Origin of the sequence: Mannheimia bovis (genome assembly GCF_014541205.1) — a bacterium.
Classification (GTDB): domain Bacteria; phylum Pseudomonadota; class Gammaproteobacteria; order Enterobacterales; family Pasteurellaceae; genus Mannheimia; species Mannheimia bovis.
Genome location: NZ_CP061280.1, coordinates 1,474,046 through 1,493,289 on the forward strand (window position 1 = coordinate 1,474,046; position 19,244 = coordinate 1,493,289).

The 19,244-nt window shown below is 39.8% G+C and carries 19 protein-coding genes; 16 read left to right on the top strand and 3 right to left on the bottom strand.

Translation table 11 applies throughout. The features are described 5' to 3' along the window. Window positions 1–33: 33 nt before the first annotated feature. From ICJ55_RS07350 to ICJ55_RS07415, 13 genes are read left to right on the top strand one after another with little or no spacing between them, the layout of a single operon-like run. The gene (locus ICJ55_RS07350; protein ID WP_188156220.1) at window positions 34–2,256 is read left to right on the top strand and encodes a tape measure protein; all 2,223 of its coding nucleotides are present in this window, start codon (window positions 34–36) and stop codon (window positions 2,254–2,256) included. Window positions 2,257–2,300: 44 nt separating this feature from the next. Next, window positions 2,301–2,978: a DUF7424 family protein gene (locus tag ICJ55_RS07355; protein ID WP_126374697.1), complete on the top strand. Its 678-nt coding sequence runs from the start codon at window positions 2,301–2,303 to the stop codon at window positions 2,976–2,978. Window positions 2,979–3,025: 47 nt separating this feature from the next. Continuing rightward, window positions 3,026–3,655, top strand: coding sequence for a phage baseplate protein (locus ICJ55_RS07360; protein ID WP_244141767.1), 630 nt, complete (start codon window positions 3,026–3,028; stop codon window positions 3,653–3,655). Window positions 3,656–3,658: 3 nt separating this feature from the next. Next, window positions 3,659–3,979, top strand: coding sequence for a phage baseplate plug family protein (locus tag ICJ55_RS07365; RefSeq protein ID WP_188156221.1), 321 nt, complete (start codon window positions 3,659–3,661; stop codon window positions 3,977–3,979). Beyond that, window positions 3,966–4,952 (top strand): phage protein, encoded by a 987-nt coding sequence (locus ICJ55_RS07370; RefSeq protein WP_244141768.1) that lies wholly within the window; start codon window positions 3,966–3,968, stop codon window positions 4,950–4,952. Before ICJ55_RS07365 ends, ICJ55_RS07370 begins: the two co-directional genes overlap by 14 nt. A 30-nt stretch (window positions 4,953–4,982) precedes the next feature. Further along, window positions 4,983–5,606: a Gp138 family membrane-puncturing spike protein gene (locus tag ICJ55_RS07375; protein ID WP_188156222.1), complete on the top strand. Its 624-nt coding sequence runs from the start codon at window positions 4,983–4,985 to the stop codon at window positions 5,604–5,606. Continuing rightward, complete coding sequence (locus ICJ55_RS07380; protein ID WP_188156223.1) at window positions 5,603–5,965, top strand: contractile injection system sheath initiator; 363 nt, start codon at window positions 5,603–5,605, stop codon at window positions 5,963–5,965. The genes ICJ55_RS07375 and ICJ55_RS07380 overlap by 4 nt, the downstream gene beginning before the upstream one ends. Next, window positions 5,965–7,404 carry a DUF276 domain-containing protein gene (locus ICJ55_RS07385; protein WP_188156224.1) on the top strand — a complete coding sequence of 480 codons (1,440 nt, stop codon included), beginning with the start codon at window positions 5,965–5,967 and terminating at the stop codon, window positions 7,402–7,404. The genes ICJ55_RS07380 and ICJ55_RS07385 overlap by 1 nt, the downstream gene beginning before the upstream one ends. Before the next feature lies 1 nt (window position 7,405). Beyond that, on the top strand, window positions 7,406–7,996 hold the full coding sequence (locus ICJ55_RS07390) for a baseplate wedge 1 family protein (RefSeq protein WP_188156225.1): 591 nt from the start codon (window positions 7,406–7,408) through the stop codon (window positions 7,994–7,996). Window positions 7,997–8,005: 9 nt separating this feature from the next. Then, window positions 8,006–10,156 carry a pyocin knob domain-containing protein gene (locus tag ICJ55_RS10725; RefSeq protein ID WP_244141770.1) on the top strand — a complete coding sequence of 717 codons (2,151 nt, stop codon included), beginning with the start codon at window positions 8,006–8,008 and terminating at the stop codon, window positions 10,154–10,156. Beyond that, window positions 10,156–10,779: a hypothetical protein gene (locus ICJ55_RS07405; RefSeq protein WP_244141771.1), complete on the top strand. Its 624-nt coding sequence runs from the start codon at window positions 10,156–10,158 to the stop codon at window positions 10,777–10,779. The genes ICJ55_RS10725 and ICJ55_RS07405 overlap by 1 nt, the downstream gene beginning before the upstream one ends. Then, on the top strand, window positions 10,766–10,951 hold the full coding sequence (locus ICJ55_RS07410; protein ID WP_188156226.1) for a hypothetical protein: 186 nt from the start codon (window positions 10,766–10,768) through the stop codon (window positions 10,949–10,951). The genes ICJ55_RS07405 and ICJ55_RS07410 overlap by 14 nt, the downstream gene beginning before the upstream one ends. Beyond that, window positions 10,944–11,201 (top strand): hypothetical protein, encoded by a 258-nt coding sequence (locus ICJ55_RS07415; RefSeq protein ID WP_188156227.1) that lies wholly within the window; start codon window positions 10,944–10,946, stop codon window positions 11,199–11,201. The genes ICJ55_RS07410 and ICJ55_RS07415 overlap by 8 nt, the downstream gene beginning before the upstream one ends. A 17-nt stretch (window positions 11,202–11,218) precedes the next feature. On the opposite strand, the gene ICJ55_RS07420 is transcribed toward ICJ55_RS07415, so the two are convergent. Next, window positions 11,219–11,668: an Aca2/YdiL-like domain-containing protein gene (locus ICJ55_RS07420; protein WP_188156228.1), complete on the bottom strand. Its 450-nt coding sequence runs from the start codon at window positions 11,666–11,668 to the stop codon at window positions 11,219–11,221. 35 nt (window positions 11,669–11,703) lie between these two features. Continuing rightward, entirely contained in the window at window positions 11,704–11,925 is a 222-nt protein-coding gene (locus tag ICJ55_RS07425) for a hypothetical protein (protein WP_188156229.1), read from the bottom strand. Window positions 11,926–12,509: 584 nt separating this feature from the next. Here ICJ55_RS07425 and ICJ55_RS07430 point away from each other — a divergent pair. From ICJ55_RS07430 to ICJ55_RS10760, 3 genes are all read left to right on the top strand, one after another. Beyond that, complete coding sequence (locus ICJ55_RS07430) at window positions 12,510–16,976, top strand: autotransporter outer membrane beta-barrel domain-containing protein (RefSeq protein WP_188156230.1); 4,467 nt, start codon at window positions 12,510–12,512, stop codon at window positions 16,974–16,976. A 159-nt stretch (window positions 16,977–17,135) separates the two neighbouring features. Next, the gene (locus ICJ55_RS10670; protein WP_208455125.1) at window positions 17,136–17,360 is read left to right on the top strand and encodes a hypothetical protein; all 225 of its coding nucleotides are present in this window, start codon (window positions 17,136–17,138) and stop codon (window positions 17,358–17,360) included. Beyond that, a complete protein-coding gene (locus ICJ55_RS10760; RefSeq protein ID WP_425168895.1) occupies window positions 17,357–17,647 on the top strand; it encodes an OmpA family protein in 291 nt (96 codons plus the stop codon). The genes ICJ55_RS10670 and ICJ55_RS10760 overlap by 4 nt, the downstream gene beginning before the upstream one ends. A 138-nt stretch (window positions 17,648–17,785) precedes the next feature. On the opposite strand, the gene glmU is transcribed toward ICJ55_RS10760, so the two are convergent. Then, window positions 17,786–19,150 (bottom strand): bifunctional UDP-N-acetylglucosamine diphosphorylase/glucosamine-1-phosphate N-acetyltransferase GlmU, encoded by a 1,365-nt coding sequence (gene glmU / locus ICJ55_RS07440; RefSeq protein WP_188156231.1) that lies wholly within the window; start codon window positions 19,148–19,150, stop codon window positions 17,786–17,788. Window positions 19,151–19,244: the final 94 nt, after the last annotated feature.

Consider the following 19,244-nt stretch of genomic DNA (forward strand, 5'->3'; position numbering starts at 1 on the left):
CCTTTAACGAGGCGGTTTTTTTATGGGTGTTTTATGAGTAATTCAGTTGTTCGAGAGTTAGTAACGAAGCTCCGTTTTATCTACGACAATTCTGGTATCGCACAATTTCAACAAAAAGTGAACAAAGCCAAAGCGAGTATGGGGCAATTCTCACAAAATGTACGGTCAAATGGTCGTGGAATGTTCGCTGGAATGAGTACCGGGCTTGATGGCGTGCGTGCGAAAGTTCGTGGCTTAACAGCTGAATGGCAACGACAAAAAATTGTCGTTAGCCGTGCGAGAAACATTAACGCCATTAGACAAGCTAAGCTGAAGCCTGAAGCTAAGCCTAAACCGCAAGATACAGGCGAGGGGGTAGCTGGCAGTTTACTCTCAGTCAAAAATATGGCGTTGGGCTATATCGGGGCTATTGCTGGTGGCTCTGTAATGCAAATTGCCGATGAGTGGGCGAACGTATCGGGTCGAATAAAACTCGCTACGAAAGATGCCGAAGAGCATAAGTACGCAATGGACGAAATTTATAATATTTCGCAGCGTACAGGGCAGGCAATGAATGCCACAGGGGATTTATTCCAGAAAGTCGCACGAAATCAAAAAGACTTGGGCTTACAGACGAAAGATACGCTAAAACTCACCGAAATTATCGGGCAAACACTCACTATTGGTGGTGGCGATGAAACAGCAAACTCCGCAGGTTTATTGCAGTTAGGTCAGGCGTTGGCAGCAGGGAAATTATCAGGCGATGAATTAAACTCAATTATTGAACAAACACCACGATTAGCGGAGGCAATCGCAAACTCTTTCGGTATTGGTGTCGGTCAGCTTAAAGAGATGGGTAAACAAGGCAAGCTGACAGCGAAAGAATTAGCTCAAGGATTGCTGAAACAGGCAGACAAAATTCAACAAGAATTTGATGAAATGCCTAAAACCTTTTCAACCAGTATGACTAAACTCAAGAATGCGTTTGGTCGGTTTATCTCTTTTGCGGTTAATGATGTATTGCAATTAGGCAATATGTTTGCTCGTGTAACCTCTTGGATTGAAGAGAATATCAAGCTGGTGTTAATTCTTGCTGCCTCTGCGATTGGTGGTAAGTTGATGATGGCTCTTCGTACCGCTAAAGGTGGGGTAAAAGCGTTAGGGACTGCTATTTGGAAGGCTATGGCTCCAATGTTGCCGTGGATAGCCTTATTTACCACTATTGGCTTGCTGATTGAGGACTTCTATGTTTGGACACAGGGGGGGGATACCCTAGCGGGTAGATTGTTTGGTGATTTCACTGATTGGAAACGACAATTTGTTGAAATCGGCAAAAGTGCCGAAATGTTATGGCTAAGTATTAGAGGGTTATTTAACGATCTTTTAGTTTTAACTGGCTCAGATTTTCGAATTGATTTCAACTCTTGGCGTGAGGGTGCTAAAGCCGCATTGCAGTATGTGATCGACTCAGTAAAAAGAATGCTTAATTTCTTCCGTTCCATTGTTAGAGGTATGCGTTCTTTAGTTCGAGGCGATATTTCTGGTGCATTCCGTGAGGCTGGAAATGCGGTAGAGAATTTTAGTTGGGTTGGCATTGCGGCTTTAGCTTTATTGGTTTCTAAAATTCCGCTTGTGTCATCAATGGTTGGGTGGATCGCAAAAGCCTTTTTGTGGATGTCAAAAGTTGCAGTAACCGCAATTTGGGCTATCGCTAAGGCAATGTTTGCCGCTATGGCGGCTAATCCTATTTTAGCCGCTATTGCCGTGATTATTGCAGCATTAGCCTTTATTGTTATCTATTGGGAAGAGATCAAGGCGGTTGCAGGTGCGACTTGGGAGATTATCAAAACTAAAGCGGAGGAGATGTGGGAGAGTATTAAAACGACCGCCGATGAAAAGTGGAAAGCTTTAACTGATGGCATTACTAGCTTATGGACGAATGTAACTTCTACTTTTGGCAACTTGTGGGATAGTGTCGTTAAAAAAGTGACAGGTTTATTAGAATCAATGATTCCAAAAGGCGTAAAAGACTTTTTTAGTGAAATAGCTGATTTCTTCGGTGCTGATTCGGATAAGAATATAAATGTGAACGCAAATGGCAATTTGGCTGCTCTACAGCAGCCTACAGGTAGCCGCAGTTACAGTAATATGCAAACAAATAATATTGTAGTCAATGCCGCAAATAACCCTAACTCTGTTGCAAATTCAGTTAAAAATGCAGCAACATCTTTAGGTCGGAATGGTTCTTTTATGAAAGGAATTGAACAAGCAGGGTGAGTATAATATATTTATGGTGCTATTTTATTCAAAAGAGGTGCCCCATGAAGAAAAACTTATTCGCGCTTATTGTTCCTTTCATCTTATCAGGCTGTGATCTAGAAATGTTAGCTTCTGTTGGTCTGAAAGAAACTAGTTCAGATGTTGTGACTGAGGGAAAATCAGATATTTATTTAGAAATATCAAGTTGTCATAGCAACGAGGATTCAAGGATTGAATCAAAACGATTAAAGGAGGTTAAGGATAAATTTCCACAAGTATTTCCAAAAGCTGAATACGTAGAATGCTTTTCAAAAGAAATGAAATCTTATGCGCATTTTACTGTTCCTGTGTATTTTGGTAAGGGTGATGTTGAAAAATATGATCTTCTATTCAAAGAAACAAAATATTCTGTATTGTCTGCTTTTGCTTCTGAGGCATTAAGAAAAAGGTACGATGATTTTACTAAATCAAATAATCTTAATAACTTAAACATAAAAATAGCAGTAACAATAACCAATAATACTGGTAAAGATATTAAGTTTAAATTTATGCCAGCTTTTCTGGATGGACATCCGATAATTAATGTTACAAGTGTGTTTGATTTAAAATCAGGAGATAGTATTAATAATTTATTATTATCTAACGTGGCTTCAAGCGCTATATTCGGATACTCTGATAATGTTGATTATAAAGAAGGTTATGGTGGAGCTAACATTCTTCTAAAAGATGTTGTTGAATAACAATAAAACCGTCATTTATGACGGTTTTTTCATATGTAGAGCATGCAATGAGTTTAGTAAATTTACTGTATTCGTCATTGATTGGAACACGCACCGTGATAGGCGTGCTTGAGTTGGACGCACTTTTAACCGAAAGTACCTCTTTGCGTAGTCAGATTACCGAATATCCGATTGAGGATGGTTCGGTTATTTCCGACCATATCACACAAGAAAGTGAAACGCTCTCTATTGAGGGCGTGATTACCGGAGCAGGAACGCTTTTCAATATTGCAGCCGGCAAGGCTAAGCTGATTGCTGCAAAAGAAGCCTTGCGAGAGCTGCACAAAAAGCGAGAACTCATCACGGTTGTAACAGGGATTGATGTGTATGAAGATTTTGCGATTGAGAGTTGTGAAATTAGCCGAAACAATGAGGACGGCGAGCAATTTAGCGTAAATCTTGAATTGAAAAAAATCAACAAGGTTACACTAAGGACCGAAGAAATTCCGCCTGAAAAAACCAAAGGGAAAGCAACTGGCAAAGCAGGAAAAACCAAAACAAAAGCGGGTAAAGGTGCTAAGAAAGGAACTATTAGTAAAGTTAAGGCTGAAAAAGCACAAGATTCTGTTAATGGTAATGCGGTTGATAAGAAACCAGCTTCAATTGTGGGTGGTTGGCTAACTAAAGCAGTGTTGTAAAAAATGATAGAAATCAATGTACCAAACCATAATGATTCGCTATTAGAAGTTGAGCTTGACGATGAAGTATTTTTCTTGCATTTCTCGTGGAACTCAACAGGCGAATTTTGGACGTTATCGATAGAAAATGCGTACAACGACGAATTAGTTAGTTGTTTGCGAATGTTGCCCAATCGTCCTTTGTTGCCTTTTGTGCGAACTGCTGATTTGCCTTTAGGCGAATTAGTTGTTGTGCGAGAGGATAATTTAGAAAGCGTAGGGCGAGAGGATTTTGCGAATGAAAAAGCCTCTCTCATTTATGTAGGGATTGATGATGAGTTTTAGATTTAATCGTAGTTATAAATTACTCATAGGAAAGAAAGGGCAAGACAAAAATGCGATTGCCATTGAGCCGCCTATTCGCCTTTCATTTGATATTCAAAAGGATGTTAAATCAGAGCCAAACGAAAACACGATAAAGATTTATAACTTAGCCGAAAGCACTCGTAAAGCGATTGAAAAGCAAGATTTGCGGTGTGTGCTTTATGCCGGATATGTCGAAGAGCAAAACACAACACTGTTAGCAAGTGGCGATATTGCAACCGCTTATTCATACCACGACGGGGCGGATTGGGTAACTGAAATTTACTTTTTAGATGGCTTAGTTGAAATTCGAGATACCGCTGTTACGCTAGGCTATGCTGCAAATGTTAATTCTACGGTTATTCTCAATGATATTGCTGCTAAAATGGGATTAAAGCTTATTGCAGATAATTCATTAAGCGAGCGAAAGTGGGAGAATGGATTTAGTTTTTACGGTGCTGCAAGGAAGGCTTTAGATAAAATTGTAGCGGGCACAGGGCTTGAATGGTCTGTTCAGAATGGTGAATTACAGATTGTAAACAAAGGCAAAGCCACCAAAAGACAAGGAGTTGTGCTAGCGAAAGATAGTGGTTTAATTGGTTTTCCCGAGCGAACCAGAGAGGCAGCAAGGGCAAAGGCCGCTGATGGCGAAGATGAGAAAAAATCCAAAAAACAGAAAATAACGCTATCAAACCAAGCTCAAGATGGCTGGAATGTGAAAAGCCTGTTATTACCGCAAGTCAATCCAGCTGATAAGGTTAAGTTAGAGAGCTTATCAGCTACAGGCTGGTTTAGGGTCGAAACAGTAAAACATATTGGCGATAGCCATTCTAGCGACTGGATAACCGAATTGCATCTAGTCGAAAGAATAATTGATGATGCCAAAGATAATAAAGCTGCTAAATCAGCGAAACATCGGAAAAAGCGTAAAGCAGAATTAAAAAGCAAGTCGTAGCAAGTGTTACGGCTTTTTATTGGGTAAATTATGGAAGATATCAACGATTTTTTAGCTGAAATTAATGTTGCAATCCCAGCGACGATTATCAGTTATTCAGCAAGTAATATGCGAGCGACTGTTAAACCGTCTATTCCCAAGAGGTTAAGTAATGGCGAAACATTGCCAGCACCTCAAATTGTAAATGTACCGATTTGCTTTCCGGTTGCGGACGGTGGTAAGGCAATGATTACTTTACCTTTGAAACCGAATGATGGTGTGTTATTAGTATTTTCTCATCGCTCCATCGAAAACTGGTTGAGCGGTTCAAATGATAGTCCTAACGATCCGAGAATGTTCGATTTGTCAGATGCTTTCGCAATGCCTAGCGTTAATGCTAGAAGTCCATCTGCTGATCCTGAAAATTTATGCGTGATGTACGGAGCAGGAACCATTAAAATTGCTTCTAGTGGGGATATAACTATTAATGCACCAAGTACACGTATTATTGCTCCACAAAATACGATTGAAGGTAATCTGGCAGTAACAGGTAACATTAATTGTGACGGAGATGTTACTGCAACAGGCGAAGTAAGCGGTAAAGGTAAGAAACTTTCTACACATAAACATACCGGCGTTCAAGGCGGCAATGGTATAACTGGAGAGCCTGAATGATTGATTTGAAGTTAGATAGCCAACACGATTTAATGGTTAAAGAGGGTAAATTAGTGTTGGTTAGCGGTGTAAATTTGGTTGCACAACGGGTAAAGATAACGCTCCTTACTTTTTTAGGTGAGTGGTTTATGGACACAACAATCGGTATTCCTTACTTAGAGCAAATATTGGTAAAACCTGCGGATAAAACAAAGTTAGAAAACATTTTCCGTAAAAAAATTTTATCTGTTAATGGTGTAAACAAGATTATATCCATTGATACATTGATAAATAGAACAGAGCGGCTATTACAAATTAAATTTTCGGTTGAAACAGGTGAAGGCGTTTTGCGAGATGTGGTAGAAGTAGGAGCGAGATAATGGCTAATTATGGTGTAGTGAACAGTGGTTTTATGCGAAAAAGATTGCCGGAACAACTGCAAGAAATCTATTCAGAAATGAAATCAGGTTTTGGCAATGACATTTCATTAGAGCCTGACACGGTTTTAGGCGTGCTTGCCAATATTACAGCTGAGCGTTTTTCAGCCATCTGGGAAGAAATGGAAAATGTCTATCTTCAGATGTATCCGATGAGTGCAACAGGGTCTAACTTAGATCGTGCTGTATCCTTTACAGGGGTTACCAGATTACAAGAGCAGCCATCATCGGTTGATGTGGTTTGGTATGGTGTAGAGGGGACAGTTATCCCAGATTACGCTTCCGTTCGCAATTTAGATAGTCAAGTTTTGTATTTCAACAATGGCGAGTTCACGATCAGTAAGTCTAAAGCGTACGATGTGATAATTTCGCCTGCTAACTCAAAAATCAATACAGGCGAAACTATTTCATTAATGATAGATGGCGTCACTTATCGCTACACGACAAATCGTTCTTCAGCTGCTTACGCTATAGAGGAGCTTGGTAAAATATTAAAAAACATTAATTACATCAGCACATCTACAAATGGCGTAGAAATGCGAATTACCGCCTCAACGGTTGAAAGTTTTGAGCTTGAATTGGTTTCAGGGCTTAAATTGGATAAGTTAGGCACAATGAATAATTGTTTAACAGAAGGTGCAAGCCTTGATTATGCTGAAAAGGGAGAAGTTTCAGAGATAGTTTCTACTGTAACAGGGCTTGATTTAGTAAATAATTTAACGGATGGCACAAGAGGTCGTTTTGAAGAGACTGACAGTGAGCTTTATGCTCGTTATTCGCGAGGCGTGTATCACACAGGAGCTGGTACATCAGAAAGTATTTATGCCAATCTGATGAAAGTTAAAGGAGTAAGTTCAGCTCTAGTCTATGAGAACGATCAGAAAACACCTGATGAATACGGCACACCTGCAAACAGTATCCATTGCATTGTCAAAGGTGGATTAGATAATGAAGTTGCAGAAACTATATTAGCTCTTAAACCTGCTGGAATTCCCACGCACGGTAATGTCTCTATACGAGTTACAGACAGCCAAAATATCAATAAAGTGGTTAAGTTTTCAAGACCTAAGAAAAAGCATATTTGGATTAAAGTTGTTGCTCAAACCTTTGTCGATCAGAATGAATTAGCCAAATCAGGTTACATTGTCAACATCACGAATAATATTATGAATTATGGAAATTCACTTTCTGTTGGGGCAGATGTGATTTTACAGCGTATTATGGCGGAATGCGTGAAGATTGACGGCGTAAATAGTGTAGATGTATCAATCGGTGTAACTAACACCTTAACGGATAGCGAACCTGTTTATAGTAAACAAGATATTAAGATAGCACCAGATGAGGAGGCTATCTTTGATAAATCAATTGTAGTGGTATCTTAAAATGGAAAACTATACAGAAATAGCCATTTCAAACAATCTGATCCAGTTTAATCGAAAGCCAAAGATTGAAATGTTGTATCGAGTTCTATTCGAACCGTTTAACGCTATTCAAACTTCGTTAGCTCAATTGATAACCTTAAGACATTTGGACACTGCAAAAGGTAAGCAGTTAGATGGCATCGGTAGTATCTTGGGGATTGAACGTCCCTATACAACTTCAGATGGTGTTTTTTACTTTGGCTTTACTGGACAAAGCCGAGCATTAGGATTTTCGCAAGCGGTTATTCGTTCAAATAGCCTATCTATTGGTTCAGGTAATTTCAAATATATGAGCGATCACGGTTATCGTCGTTTACTACATTGGAAGATCATAGCTAATAATTCGCATGGTACGGTTGAGGACATCATAAGAGCGTGTAAGGCAGTGTTCTTAGCCTCTAAAGTTGAAGTGATTGAGGGGAATTGTGAGATTATTATTAATGTTACCAGAAAACGAAAAGATATTTTAGATTCGCTTGATAGCGTAAAAGAAAAATTAATCCCTGCTTCGGCAGGGGTTTTTGTTACTGTCAATTTTATTGACTTAGATTAGAGGTAGGAAATGGCACTTAAAATAATGGATTTATTCAGATCTATCAAGTGGGCTAAAAACGGTGATGTAACGGATATGTCACAAACCAACTACGAGGCTGGCTGGTCTCACTTGGGAGATGATACACCAACAGTTGAAGATTTTAATATTGTTCAAAAATTGAATGATGAAAAAGACCAATGGTTGTTTAACCAGATTAAATCGGTATGCGATGACAAAAATATCCCAATAACGGAAGAGGATGCAAAAGCTCTACTAAAAGCGATTAATACAAGTGCAACATTATTTCAATCAGGCATTACACAATTAAGCAGTGCATTGGATAGCACGCTAGAAACAATGGCAGCCACACCAAAGGCAATTAAAACCCTCAAGGACTTAATTGATGCCATTACTCGTAATCTAGGAAACTACATCCCTAACAGCAAAAAATCAAATGCGGTTGATAGTAATAGTGCGGATACGGTGGCGACGAGTTTCGCGGCTAAAACCGCTTATGACAAAGGCGTTGAGGCTAAAACTGCTGTCGACAATTTAGACAGGATAGCCTATAAAGTCAATAAATCAGCCGGTTATGCCGGCAATGCTACCGCATTAATGCAAGAGAATACCGTTTTTAGCACAACAGATGGCAATTTGCTGGGATTGCCACCAACTGCATACAAGTGGGGAGCTGGTGTTTCAATGTCTACAAACGGTGGTAAAGCATTGCTTTATGTTGCACACGCCGGTTCACAAGTTTGGGCGAAAGGTGGTTATGGTGATGATTATTCACAGGCGTGGAAGCGGTTGGACGGTGCGGATTGGACAGATGTGAGAGGTCGTCCTAGTAGCGTTAATCATTATGGCTTTTTGGATTTTGATATAACAGATGTTATGGAGGCAGACTTAAATCACATAACAAAGCCAGGCTTGTATGGACAAAGAGTAAGTGCAGGTGCAACGCTTAACCGCAACTATCCTATTCAAGAAGCAGGCACGTTATTAGTTACGCCATCCGCTTACGGTGTTCAGCAAGAATATACCACCTACTATACCAATCAAAAGTATGTGCGAGGGAAGCTGGATACTGTTTGGCAGGCTTGGAAACGTATAGATGCCTTAAACAAGGAAGATGCACTGGTTGAACATAATATTGACTTAACAAGCCTAGACCAAAACAGATGGTATCCTGTGTTAATGCAGATGCCATCAACTCGCAAACTCTATCGCTTCGCTCTCTATCACGCACTATATGAGGAAAGTCGTCCGGGTTGGGGATTGCACGAAGGAGGGTTTGGCGTGCGATGTGAATGGGAGGTGATGCCCTCTGGTTGGGGAGCTTGGAATCCTAGTGGTTTGCGTTTGGTTAAGCATTTTGAATATATTCATTGTAATCAATCACCTTTGCTTAATTTAGGACAAATCTATCAAGAAAGTAAAGAGTATGTTTATCTGCGAGGCGGTGCAAAATACCGTCTTTATTGCGAGCCGGATGTGAGGGTAGAAATCAGCCGAAGTGATTATCACGGTGCATCAGGAGAATATCGTTGGCATATTCCAATGCTCCACGCTTATGATGCGACACTTGTACCGAAGCCACTAAGGGTACAATTTGATGAAATCTTTGCAGGATTATCAAATAAAGTCAGCAAATCCGGCGATGAGATGAGAGGCGATTTGAGTATTCGCACGAGTGATTGGTCCGGAGTGAATTTGCATAATCTTTCAGGGAAATACTTTCGCATTGAAACCAATCCTGACCACGCATCTCACTTTGCTTCTTTCATTTATCGCAATACTGTAGGCACAAATGAGGCGGTGATTTATGTGCCGAAGAAAGTCGGTACGATGGCACTAATTGAGGATTTCAGTTACCAAAAAATCGGCAATTTTGAGATTCGCAAATACCCTGACGGCACTATGTACCAAACCTATTGGTATGATGAGAATGACTTAAAAGTGTGGACACAAAAAGAATTTACTTGGGCGATCAGCTTTACCGAAACTCCTCAAATATTTACGAGTGTCACAACATCTGTTAATTATTCTCACGATTGTGGTGTAAATGTATTAAGCAGTAGTAACAATTCAAAAGTACTGTATCACTACTACGAACACGGCAATCCTAATCAAGGTTTATGTCGAATTCAATTTTTAGGCATTGGGAGATGGAAATAATGAGAATATATTACAAACACGGTGGCTTTTATCAGCTCGAACAAGACAGTGAACTTCCAGAGGGAGCAACGCTACTTACTAAAACTGAATATTTAGCCTTATTGGAAGGTCAAGCAAGTGGTAAGCAGATTGTTGAACAAAACGGTAAACCTGTAATAGTGGATGCAAAGCCTACTCCTTATCACGAATGGAACGGCAAAAAATGGATATTACCGAAATCCCAACAACAAGCGGTCATTTCTGCCGAAAAATCTGCAAAATTAGCTGAAATCAACCAACAGGCACAGGCGTTTGTGAATGACTTGGCAAAATATGACGAAACGCCCTCATTTGAGCGTGATACGTGGTTAGAGCAAGCCAAAGAGGCAAAAGCGTGGGTTGAAGACTCAACCGCTCAAACCCCAACCCTTACTTTGATTGCTCAAATGCGAGGCATACCACTCGACACGTTACGCCAAAAAGCCTATGAAAAGGCGATGGCGTATCAAACGGTGGCAGCGATTGTTGCAGGGCAAAGACAGGCGTACGAAGACCGCCTCAATGCGGCAGAAAGTTTAGAGCAAATACAGGCGATTAAGCCGGTGTATCAGTTGCCGCAAGGAGGGATAGATGACAATGATTAAACTCACCAAATACGGCAGTTGTGATACGGTGCTTATTAACACAGGTAGTATTGTATCTGTGCAAAAGGAAAGTAATGGTGCAGTTATTCGGACAGTCAATGAGCAAATTTCGGTATTAGAGACAGTTACGCAAGTTTGGGATTTAATTCAAAGAGGAGTAAAAAATGACTAAATTCAAATCGTGGTGCTACCACGTCTTAATCGCCATCGACCAATTATTCAACGCCTTAACAGGCGGTGCGGCGGATGAAACTTTCTCTAGCCGTTGTTATCGAGGAGCATCAAAATCTAACCCGAAAAAGCGTTGGCGTTTTTGGTATGCGTTTGTGAATGGCTTATTCTTTGACAAAAATCATTGTAAGACCGCTTATGACAGTGAGGTAAAAAGAAAGCAATATCCATCGGAATTTACGGAGATATGAAATAAACGGCTAGAATTCTAGCCGTTTTCTTTTGCTGAGTTTTGATACACCGCCCATTCACTGCGAGTGGCTGGTGTATCTTTAAGATTGAATCCTTTGCAGAATTCATCAAATGACTTTTTATCAAAATCTACAAGCACTGCTCCGAAGTCAATGGCTAGCGTTCTTGCCAGCGATTGACTGAATTTCCAATCAAGAAACGATTGACAATGTTCTGGTGTGTTGTAATACACAATTACCACTTTTTGAGAATCTCCTGCAGCTTTACTATTAGAAAACTGCTTGATAACTTCGTGACGATGATGTATTAACTTTCTCATAAACTCAGCAACGTCAGCCTTAACAGGCGTTCGTCCAGCCTCCCAAAAAGCCCAGCTACGCTGGTGTACTTTGCCGATATGCTCGGCTGCTTCGTATTGAGACAGCCCCAATAATTCACGAGCTAATTTCAATTCTAGTCCTGTCATATTTAAACCTTGTAAAAAAGCCTCGAAAGAGGCTTTTAATTTTTAGAAAATAAATAATTTTCTAAGTTTTCGTAAAATTGGTTAATTCTCTCTTTTAATTCTTCTTTATTACTATCATGAGCATCAACCGTTCTTGTATGACCTTCTAACAAACAATCAATTCCATAAATTAAGCTACCTATTATAGGTTTCCCATCGTAATTAGCAATGTGGTAAAAAGCTTCTAATTCGTTACGTTGTTCAATTAAAGTTTTCATTTTAGTTTCTCCTAAAGAATACCGCTGACCCTATGTCTTTCGGCTATGTGTGTATTATGTACTTAAATAAGTACATTGTCAATTTATTTTGTTCTGTATGATGAAAAATTAAACACTAATTTTGTGAGAAAACTATATTACTGGAGAGATTTTAAAGGCGGTATATTTGACGGTATTTATATTTTTGTTCTATTTTTTTCTTTGTTTATCAATTAATTTTGCATTATTGATACAATTGAGTGGGAATAAAAAAACTGATGTTTCATAATATTCAATATCATCTCAAAGCCCCGTATTTCGGGGCTTTGTTCGTTTTAATAATTGTTTAAGGCTCAACAACTATGTAAAGAATAGTAAGTTATTTGGAATAAGTTTATCCATTATATTATTCTATAGGCATTTTCAATCAACTGAAGTAATAATTGAACTCACTGTAGGTATATTTAATAATGACGCACCGCACCTGTATATGGTATAACGAATTTTTATTTTTTTCGCAGCATAATTTTATTCAACATTAAGGCTTAGTTCTTGGTTCTCTCAAGATTAAGCCTTATTTTTTTCTTTCACTTAAGGGATCCCATATGAATAGAATCTTTAAATCTAAATGGAATATAGCATCGCAAAGTTACGTTGCTTGCTCAGAGTTAACTCGTCGTGCAGGTAAAACAGCCGTTGGCGTAAGTTTGCTGGCAGCAATAATCGCGATTTTTTCTTCTTCAGTAGAGGCGGCGGAATGCCCAGCGTCTGCAACAGGTAGTGTTAATACAAGTGCTATTTGTGAAATTACGGGTCAAGAAAGAACCACAACAGTAGGGTGGACAGCTCAAGTAATCTCTCGAGATAGAGGCAAAGTTACTGTAAGTGGGGATGGCAAGCTGAAATATAATTTATCAGCTGAAAGCAATAGATATCAGGAATTTGATTCTTCGGGTTTTAGTGCGGTGAGGAATTCTTCTATTCAGGCGGATACTTTAGATGTCACAATTACGCCTCAATCAAATAAACGAGTGAAAGTTATTGGTGCTCAAGCTCATAGTAATTCTAGTATCACTGCAAATACACTCAATGCTGATCTTACCTTTGCGAATGAAATTGTTGGTAGTCGTGGTTCACTTGAGAGCTATGGCTTCTTGGTTGGGACAGCTATTACAGGAGAAGATCGTGTTGCAGAAGGAGAGTCTAAAATCAGTGTAAAAGATGCCAATATTAAGATTACTAATACTACAGCGACGCACGATACTGCAAACCTGTTTGGCTCTTTTTCTATTCCAGGAGTGGCACCATATCAGTTAGCTGGTATTCGTGTGATTCGTGCTGATGATAATTTAGGATCAAAAGCAACCTTCGAATCAACAGGTAAAGTTACTATCAATGCCTATGATAGTAGCACTTCAGAAACAGGGAAGTATATACTTGGAATTTATGTCTCAGGTCAAGATAATAAAGCAATTCTAAATGATTCAGAGATTACTATTGGTAAATCTGGGCAATATTCTTCCGCCCTTAAACTCGGTAAAAACCGTACTATTGGTAGTGGTGCAGGCACTATTGAATCTAAGGGTAAAATGACATTAGATACTACCGCAGAAGCAACCGCCGTTGCGGTACGTATGCTTGGGAATAATTCGCAACTGCTAGCAAACTTTGGTAATAGTAGCTCGGAAATTAAATCTGCGAATACAGCTTTATTATTTAGTAACCAAGATTATACGAATACACTTGCAAGTGATGCCCAAGCCAGAGAAGGACAAAAAATTGCATTAAAAAATGCAGTGATCACGACGACATCAGCAGATGCATCGTTAGTGAAAAATCAACGTTATATTACAGGTTCGGAATTAGCGTTATCAGGTGATGCCACAAATCTAACGGCAGCTGATAATGGCTGGTTAATTGAAACTGAAAGTAATTCCAGCTTAACATTAAATGCTCAAGAAGCAGGTAAAATGACGGGGCTGATGACTAAGGATACGAATAAGCCAAGAAACAATATCACTCCAGCTGACTTAAACATCAATCTTTCCAATAAATTCACGTGGAATTTAAATAAGAAAGGAGATGAAACGACAGCAACTTTTGATAATGCGAATATTTCCAACCAAGCAGTAATTGATGCTGCTTATGCTGACAAAGATAATAATTATACGCTTAAAGCAATATTAGCAGATGGTAGTAAAGGAGAGGTTAATAGCCAAGAAGGTACTATTAATCTTAGTAACAAAATGGCTAGTGCAACCGATAAATTAACGATTGACGGTAATTACGCTGGAACTAATAGCAAGTTAAAACTTGATACGCTTTTAAGCGATGACTCCTCAGAGACCGATCTATTAGTAGTAAAAGGGAATACCTCAGGCACAACAGCTATTAATGTCACCAATGTAGGTGGATTTGGTGCATTGACTGAAAAAGGTATCAAAGTTGTTGACGTAGAAGAGGGTGTGTCAGGTGTGGGCAGTTTCTCTCTGATTGGTGATAATAAAACCTCTGCTGATAGTTTAACGGTTGGTTTAGAGAATAAACACAGTTTCATTTATCGCCTCTATCAAGGTTTAACTGCTCATTCTTCAACAAAGATAAATGGTATTCCAGCTGGAGTCGATACCACAAGTATTGACGAAAAAGACTGGTATTTACGCAGCAGTTGTGGTAACGGTTCTCACTCTGTAGGCAGTGCTTTTGCAACATCACTCTACGATGGTTTAGGCTGTATTTCTGATGATGAGATTACAGTAACTGCTGGGGCTCACCTTGTTAAGGTTGAGGGAGCCGGTGGTGCAGACACTCTTTTAATTAATGGTGATGCCAAAATTACTGAGTCTGTATTTGGTGGCGATAACGGTATAGATAATAGTGGAGAAGACGATAAAGGCGATACCATTACAGTTACAGAGAATGCAACAGTCGGCGGAGATGTGAATGGGCAGCAAGGGGACGATACTCTCACCGTAAGTGGCAATGCTCAAGTTACAGGTAAGCTACTAGGTGAAGATGGTAACGATACATTCACTTGGGCTGGCACTTCAAAGATTGGCGGATTAAAGGGACATAATGGTTCTGATAGTGCAACGGTTTCATCAACAAACTACGATGGCTCTCAACTGCTTGATGGTGGTGATGATACCGAAATTGCAGATAGCTTTATCGATACATTAAATCTCAATGGCGTAAAAGTAACCGCTAATGGGGACAAGATTATTAATTGGGAAGTTATCAAGTTAAATGATAGTGCAGACCTCACCTTAGAGGGAACATTAAAAACAGGTAAGGGTAAAGATAGCAGTGGTAACACACTTGGCTTACATATTGGAGCGAATGAAACACTTAGTGCTAAATCTAACGTAACTGTTTTAGGTGATGTACACAATAGTGGCACGATTAACTTAGTTAAAGATACCGCACCAACACAAACATTGACTATTGATGGAGATTATGCCGCTGATGGCAATGCTAAAGTATTAATGAATACGCACTGGAATGCACCAGGTAGTGTAAGCGGAGCAGATTCAGAATCCGATGTATTGTATATTAAAGGTACTGCAACAGGAAGTACACGCGTTATTCCTGTTGGTGCAGATGGCACAGAAAACATCATTAATGGCTCAATTAAGCAAGTTACTGCTGTGATACTAAACACAGTTCCTGTGGTTAAAGTTGATAAAGATAATCAAGGTGGTAGCTTTATAGGAACAGCTCAAACCACTGGTGCTGGTGAGGCTCAGCTTGCTAGTCGAGATAATAATGGTGTGCGTGAATATTATTGGACTATTGCTGCATTACCAGAACAACCACCAGTAGAGCCTGAGAAACCAGTAGAGCCTGAGAAACCAGTAGAGCCTGAGAAACCAGTAGAGCCTGAGAAACCAGTAGAGCCTGAGAAACCAGTAGAGCCTGAGAAACCAGTAGAGCCTGAGAAACCAGTAGAACCTGAGAAACCAGTAGAGCCTAAAAAGCCTGTAGAACCTGAAAAACCGACAGAGCCTAAAAAGCCAACAGAGCCTAAAAAGCCAACAGAGCCTGGAAAACCAGCAACACCGATTTACAATCCAACGGTGCCTGCTTACAGCTTAGCAGCTAAAGCAGGATTAGAGTTTGGTTATACAACACTCGCTACCTTACACGAACGTCGTGGAGAAAACCAAACACTGGCTTGGGATGAATGTGGTCGTTGTGGTGAAAATACCAAGGGACAGAGTTGGGCAAGGGTATTTGGTAAATATCTAGAGTTAGAAGGTAAAAATCGTCTAGGTGCTAACCATAGATTATATGGTTTCCAATTAGGGCACGATTTTGCGATTAGTCGTACAAATGAGGGTGGTCATAGTTTAACGGGAGCTTATGTTAGCTATGGTGTAATGAATTCAGATTACTTTGACCGTTACAGAGCAGTAAATGGCATTGTATCAGCAGATAAATTTACAGGTAACAGCAAACAATATGGTTGGAACTTAGGTTTAACTCACACTCGCTATGCACCGAACGGTGCTTATGTTGATTTAGTCGGTCAAATTGGCTGGTTACGCAATAAATACCAAGCAAGAAATGGTGTAGAAGCGAAACAACGTGGTAATGCATTAGCGTTATCGATTGAAGTGGGAAGACCGTATGCCTTAGCCGAACACAAAACACACGAAGGCGTTTGGTTAGTTGAACCGCAAGCTCAATTGGTTTACCAAACCTTGAAACTAAATAGCTTCAATGATGGTACTCGCCAGGTGCAAGGTGATACACATCACGGTTTACGTGGACGAGTGGGCGTACGTTTAGCTTATAACACTCAAGCTACAGAGGAGAAATATCGCACCAATACAATCTATGCGATTGCCAATATCTTACAAGATTTCAAAGCTGGCAAAGTGGTGTCTATTGGTTCAGACCAAGTGAAAGAAGTAAATGCGAAAACTTGGGTTGAGGTAGGCTTAGGCGGACAATTACCAGTAGGTAAACAAAGTTACCTTTATGCAGACGCTCGTTATGAACGTAACTTAGGCGGTGCTAAACGTGAAGGCTACCGCGGTACGGTGGGCTTTAAATATACTTGGAAATAAACGCAAATTGTGAATAAAAGGCACATTTAGCTTAATTTATCTCTCGCTTCCTGTCGCTAGAAAGCGAGAGATAAAAGCATACAAGCGGTACTTTTTTCATAACATTTTGCAACAGATTAACATTCAATGGGTGATAACCCCAAAGGATAAGGAAGCAATATGAAAAGCAAATTATTGATGACAGTTGCGACAGCAACATTATTAAGTGCTTGTTCAAGCCAATTAACTGATGTAAACCACAAATGGTGTCCACCAGAACAAAAGGTGGTAGTGAATGAAAAAATAGCCTTATCAGCAGACGCATTATTTTATTTTGATAAATCAAGTTCCTCAGAGTTATTGCCAGCAGGTCGCAAAACCTTAGATGAACGATTGGAAAAATAACTAGTGATTATGCCAAGGTAGAAAGTATAGCGTTAGTAGGACATACAGACCGATTAGGCAGTGAGCATTACAATTATAAGTTAGGTTTACGCCGAGCGGAAACGGTAAAAGCATATTTAGAAAATGCAGGCATTGATGCTCAAATCAGCACTGCAAGTGCAGGTAAAAATCAACCTATGACAACAGACTGTGTAGGAGAAAAAGCAACGAAATCCCTTATTGCTTGCTTACAACCAGATCGCCGAGTAACGGTAGAAATTAAAGGCATTAAAAAGCCATCTTTGTAGATAGGTTGCCATAATGAATAAAAGACCGAGCTTGATAATATCAGCTCGGTTATTTCATTTATCAAATGAAGTTTAAAAGAACAAGCGGTTATATTTCACCTATTTTTTGCAAAAATTCTCAAAATATAACCACTTGTATTATTTCTTTTTAGTCGGGCGTTGCCAGCCTTGGATATGGCGTTGTGGCACTCGGCTGATAACTAGCTCATTTTCACCCACATCTTTTGTTACTGTAGCACCTGCACCAATGGTTGAGCCGCTGGCAATCGTAACAGGGGCAACTAATTGGCTGTCTGAGCCAACAAATACATTATCGCCGATAATGGTCTTGAATTTGTTTGCACCATCGTAGTTACAAGTGATCACGCCTGCACCGATGTTACAATCTTTACCAACTTCCGCATCGCCTACATAGGTTAAGTGATTCACTTTAGAACCTTTGCCGATGGTCGCTTTTTTGATTTCAACGAAGTTACCGATATGGGTTTCTTCCGCTAACTCCGCACCCGGACGTAAGCGAGAGAACGGACCGATAGCCGATTTCGCACCGACAACCGAATCTTCAAGTACCGAGTAAGGTTTTATTTCGACATTGTCTCCAATTTCACAGTTTTTCAGTATACAGCCAGCTCCAATTTTCACATTGTTACCTAGCTTGATTTCACCTTCTAAAATCACGTTTACATCAATAGACACATCTTTGCCGTGGGAAACTGTACCACGAATATCAAAGCGGGTTGGGTCGATAATAGTCACACCTGCTAACAATAATTTTTCTGCCTCACGTTTTTGGTAGAAACGTTCTAATGCGGCAAGTTGTAAACGGTTATTTGCCCCTTCCACTTCCATAAATTCGGTGGCTTGAACCGCTTGCACTTTGAAACCGTCTTGGTTTGCCATTGCGATTACATCGGTAATGTAGTATTCGCCTTGTGCATTGTTATTATTGAGGTTTTGTAGCCATTTTTTGAAACTTGAACCGCTTGCTACCATTACACCGGTGTTCACTTCACGAATTTTTAGCTGCTCTTCGTTGGCATCTTTTTGCTCAACAATCGCCACTACTGAGCCGTTTTCGCGAAGAATACGACCGTAGCCTGTTGGGTTTTCCAATTCAACGGTCAATAATGCAATGCCGTTTTCAGGCTTAGCGGCGATTAAACGCTCAAGGGTTGCTTTGGTAATTAATGGTGCATCGCCATACAGCATCACGATATTTTCATTATCTTCAAAAAATGGAGCTGCTTGTTGCATTGCGTGTCCTGTGCCTAATTGTTCCGCTTGGAATACCCAGTTTACAGGTTCTTCGCTTAAACATGCTTTGAGTAAATCTGCACCGTGTCCGTAAATTAAGTGAATTTGTTTGGCATCTAGCTGTTTTGCCGTATCAATAACGTGTTTTACCATCGGTTTGCCTGCCACCGGGTGTAGCACTTTTGGCAAATCTGAATACATACGAGTGCCTTTGCCGGCAGCTAAAATTACAACGCTCAGTTGAGTCATAAAAGATCCTTATTAATAATGTTTTACTTTAGCAAGATATTTAAATGATATGCTAAAGTGTGATTTTGACAATATTTTACTCTTTTTATTCAAT

Coding starts and splice junctions, on each gene's coding strand:
- ICJ55_RS07350 (WP_188156220.1), top strand. CDS start 34: ATGAGTAATTCAGTTGTTCGAGAGTTAGTAACGAAGCTCCGTTTTATC.
- ICJ55_RS07355 (WP_126374697.1), top strand. CDS start 2,301: ATGAAGAAAAACTTATTCGCGCTTATTGTTCCTTTCATCTTATCAGGC.
- ICJ55_RS07360 (WP_244141767.1), top strand. CDS start 3,026: ATGAGTTTAGTAAATTTACTGTATTCGTCATTGATTGGAACACGCACC.
- ICJ55_RS07365 (WP_188156221.1), top strand. CDS start 3,659: ATGATAGAAATCAATGTACCAAACCATAATGATTCGCTATTAGAAGTT.
- ICJ55_RS07370 (WP_244141768.1), top strand. CDS start 3,966: ATGATGAGTTTTAGATTTAATCGTAGTTATAAATTACTCATAGGAAAG.
- ICJ55_RS07375 (WP_188156222.1), top strand. CDS start 4,983: ATGGAAGATATCAACGATTTTTTAGCTGAAATTAATGTTGCAATCCCA.
- ICJ55_RS07380 (WP_188156223.1), top strand. CDS start 5,603: ATGATTGATTTGAAGTTAGATAGCCAACACGATTTAATGGTTAAAGAG.
- ICJ55_RS07385 (WP_188156224.1), top strand. CDS start 5,965: ATGGCTAATTATGGTGTAGTGAACAGTGGTTTTATGCGAAAAAGATTG.
- ICJ55_RS07390 (WP_188156225.1), top strand. CDS start 7,406: ATGGAAAACTATACAGAAATAGCCATTTCAAACAATCTGATCCAGTTT.
- ICJ55_RS10725 (WP_244141770.1), top strand. CDS start 8,006: ATGGCACTTAAAATAATGGATTTATTCAGATCTATCAAGTGGGCTAAA.
- ICJ55_RS07405 (WP_244141771.1), top strand. CDS start 10,156: ATGAGAATATATTACAAACACGGTGGCTTTTATCAGCTCGAACAAGAC.
- ICJ55_RS07410 (WP_188156226.1), top strand. CDS start 10,766: ATGACAATGATTAAACTCACCAAATACGGCAGTTGTGATACGGTGCTT.
- ICJ55_RS07415 (WP_188156227.1), top strand. CDS start 10,944: ATGACTAAATTCAAATCGTGGTGCTACCACGTCTTAATCGCCATCGAC.
- ICJ55_RS07420 (WP_188156228.1), bottom strand. CDS start 11,668: ATGACAGGACTAGAATTGAAATTAGCTCGTGAATTATTGGGGCTGTCT.
- ICJ55_RS07425 (WP_188156229.1), bottom strand. CDS start 11,925: ATGAAAACTTTAATTGAACAACGTAACGAATTAGAAGCTTTTTACCAC.
- ICJ55_RS07430 (WP_188156230.1), top strand. CDS start 12,510: ATGAATAGAATCTTTAAATCTAAATGGAATATAGCATCGCAAAGTTAC.
- ICJ55_RS10670 (WP_208455125.1), top strand. CDS start 17,136: ATGAAAAGCAAATTATTGATGACAGTTGCGACAGCAACATTATTAAGT.
- glmU (WP_188156231.1), bottom strand. CDS start 19,150: ATGACTCAACTGAGCGTTGTAATTTTAGCTGCCGGCAAAGGCACTCGT.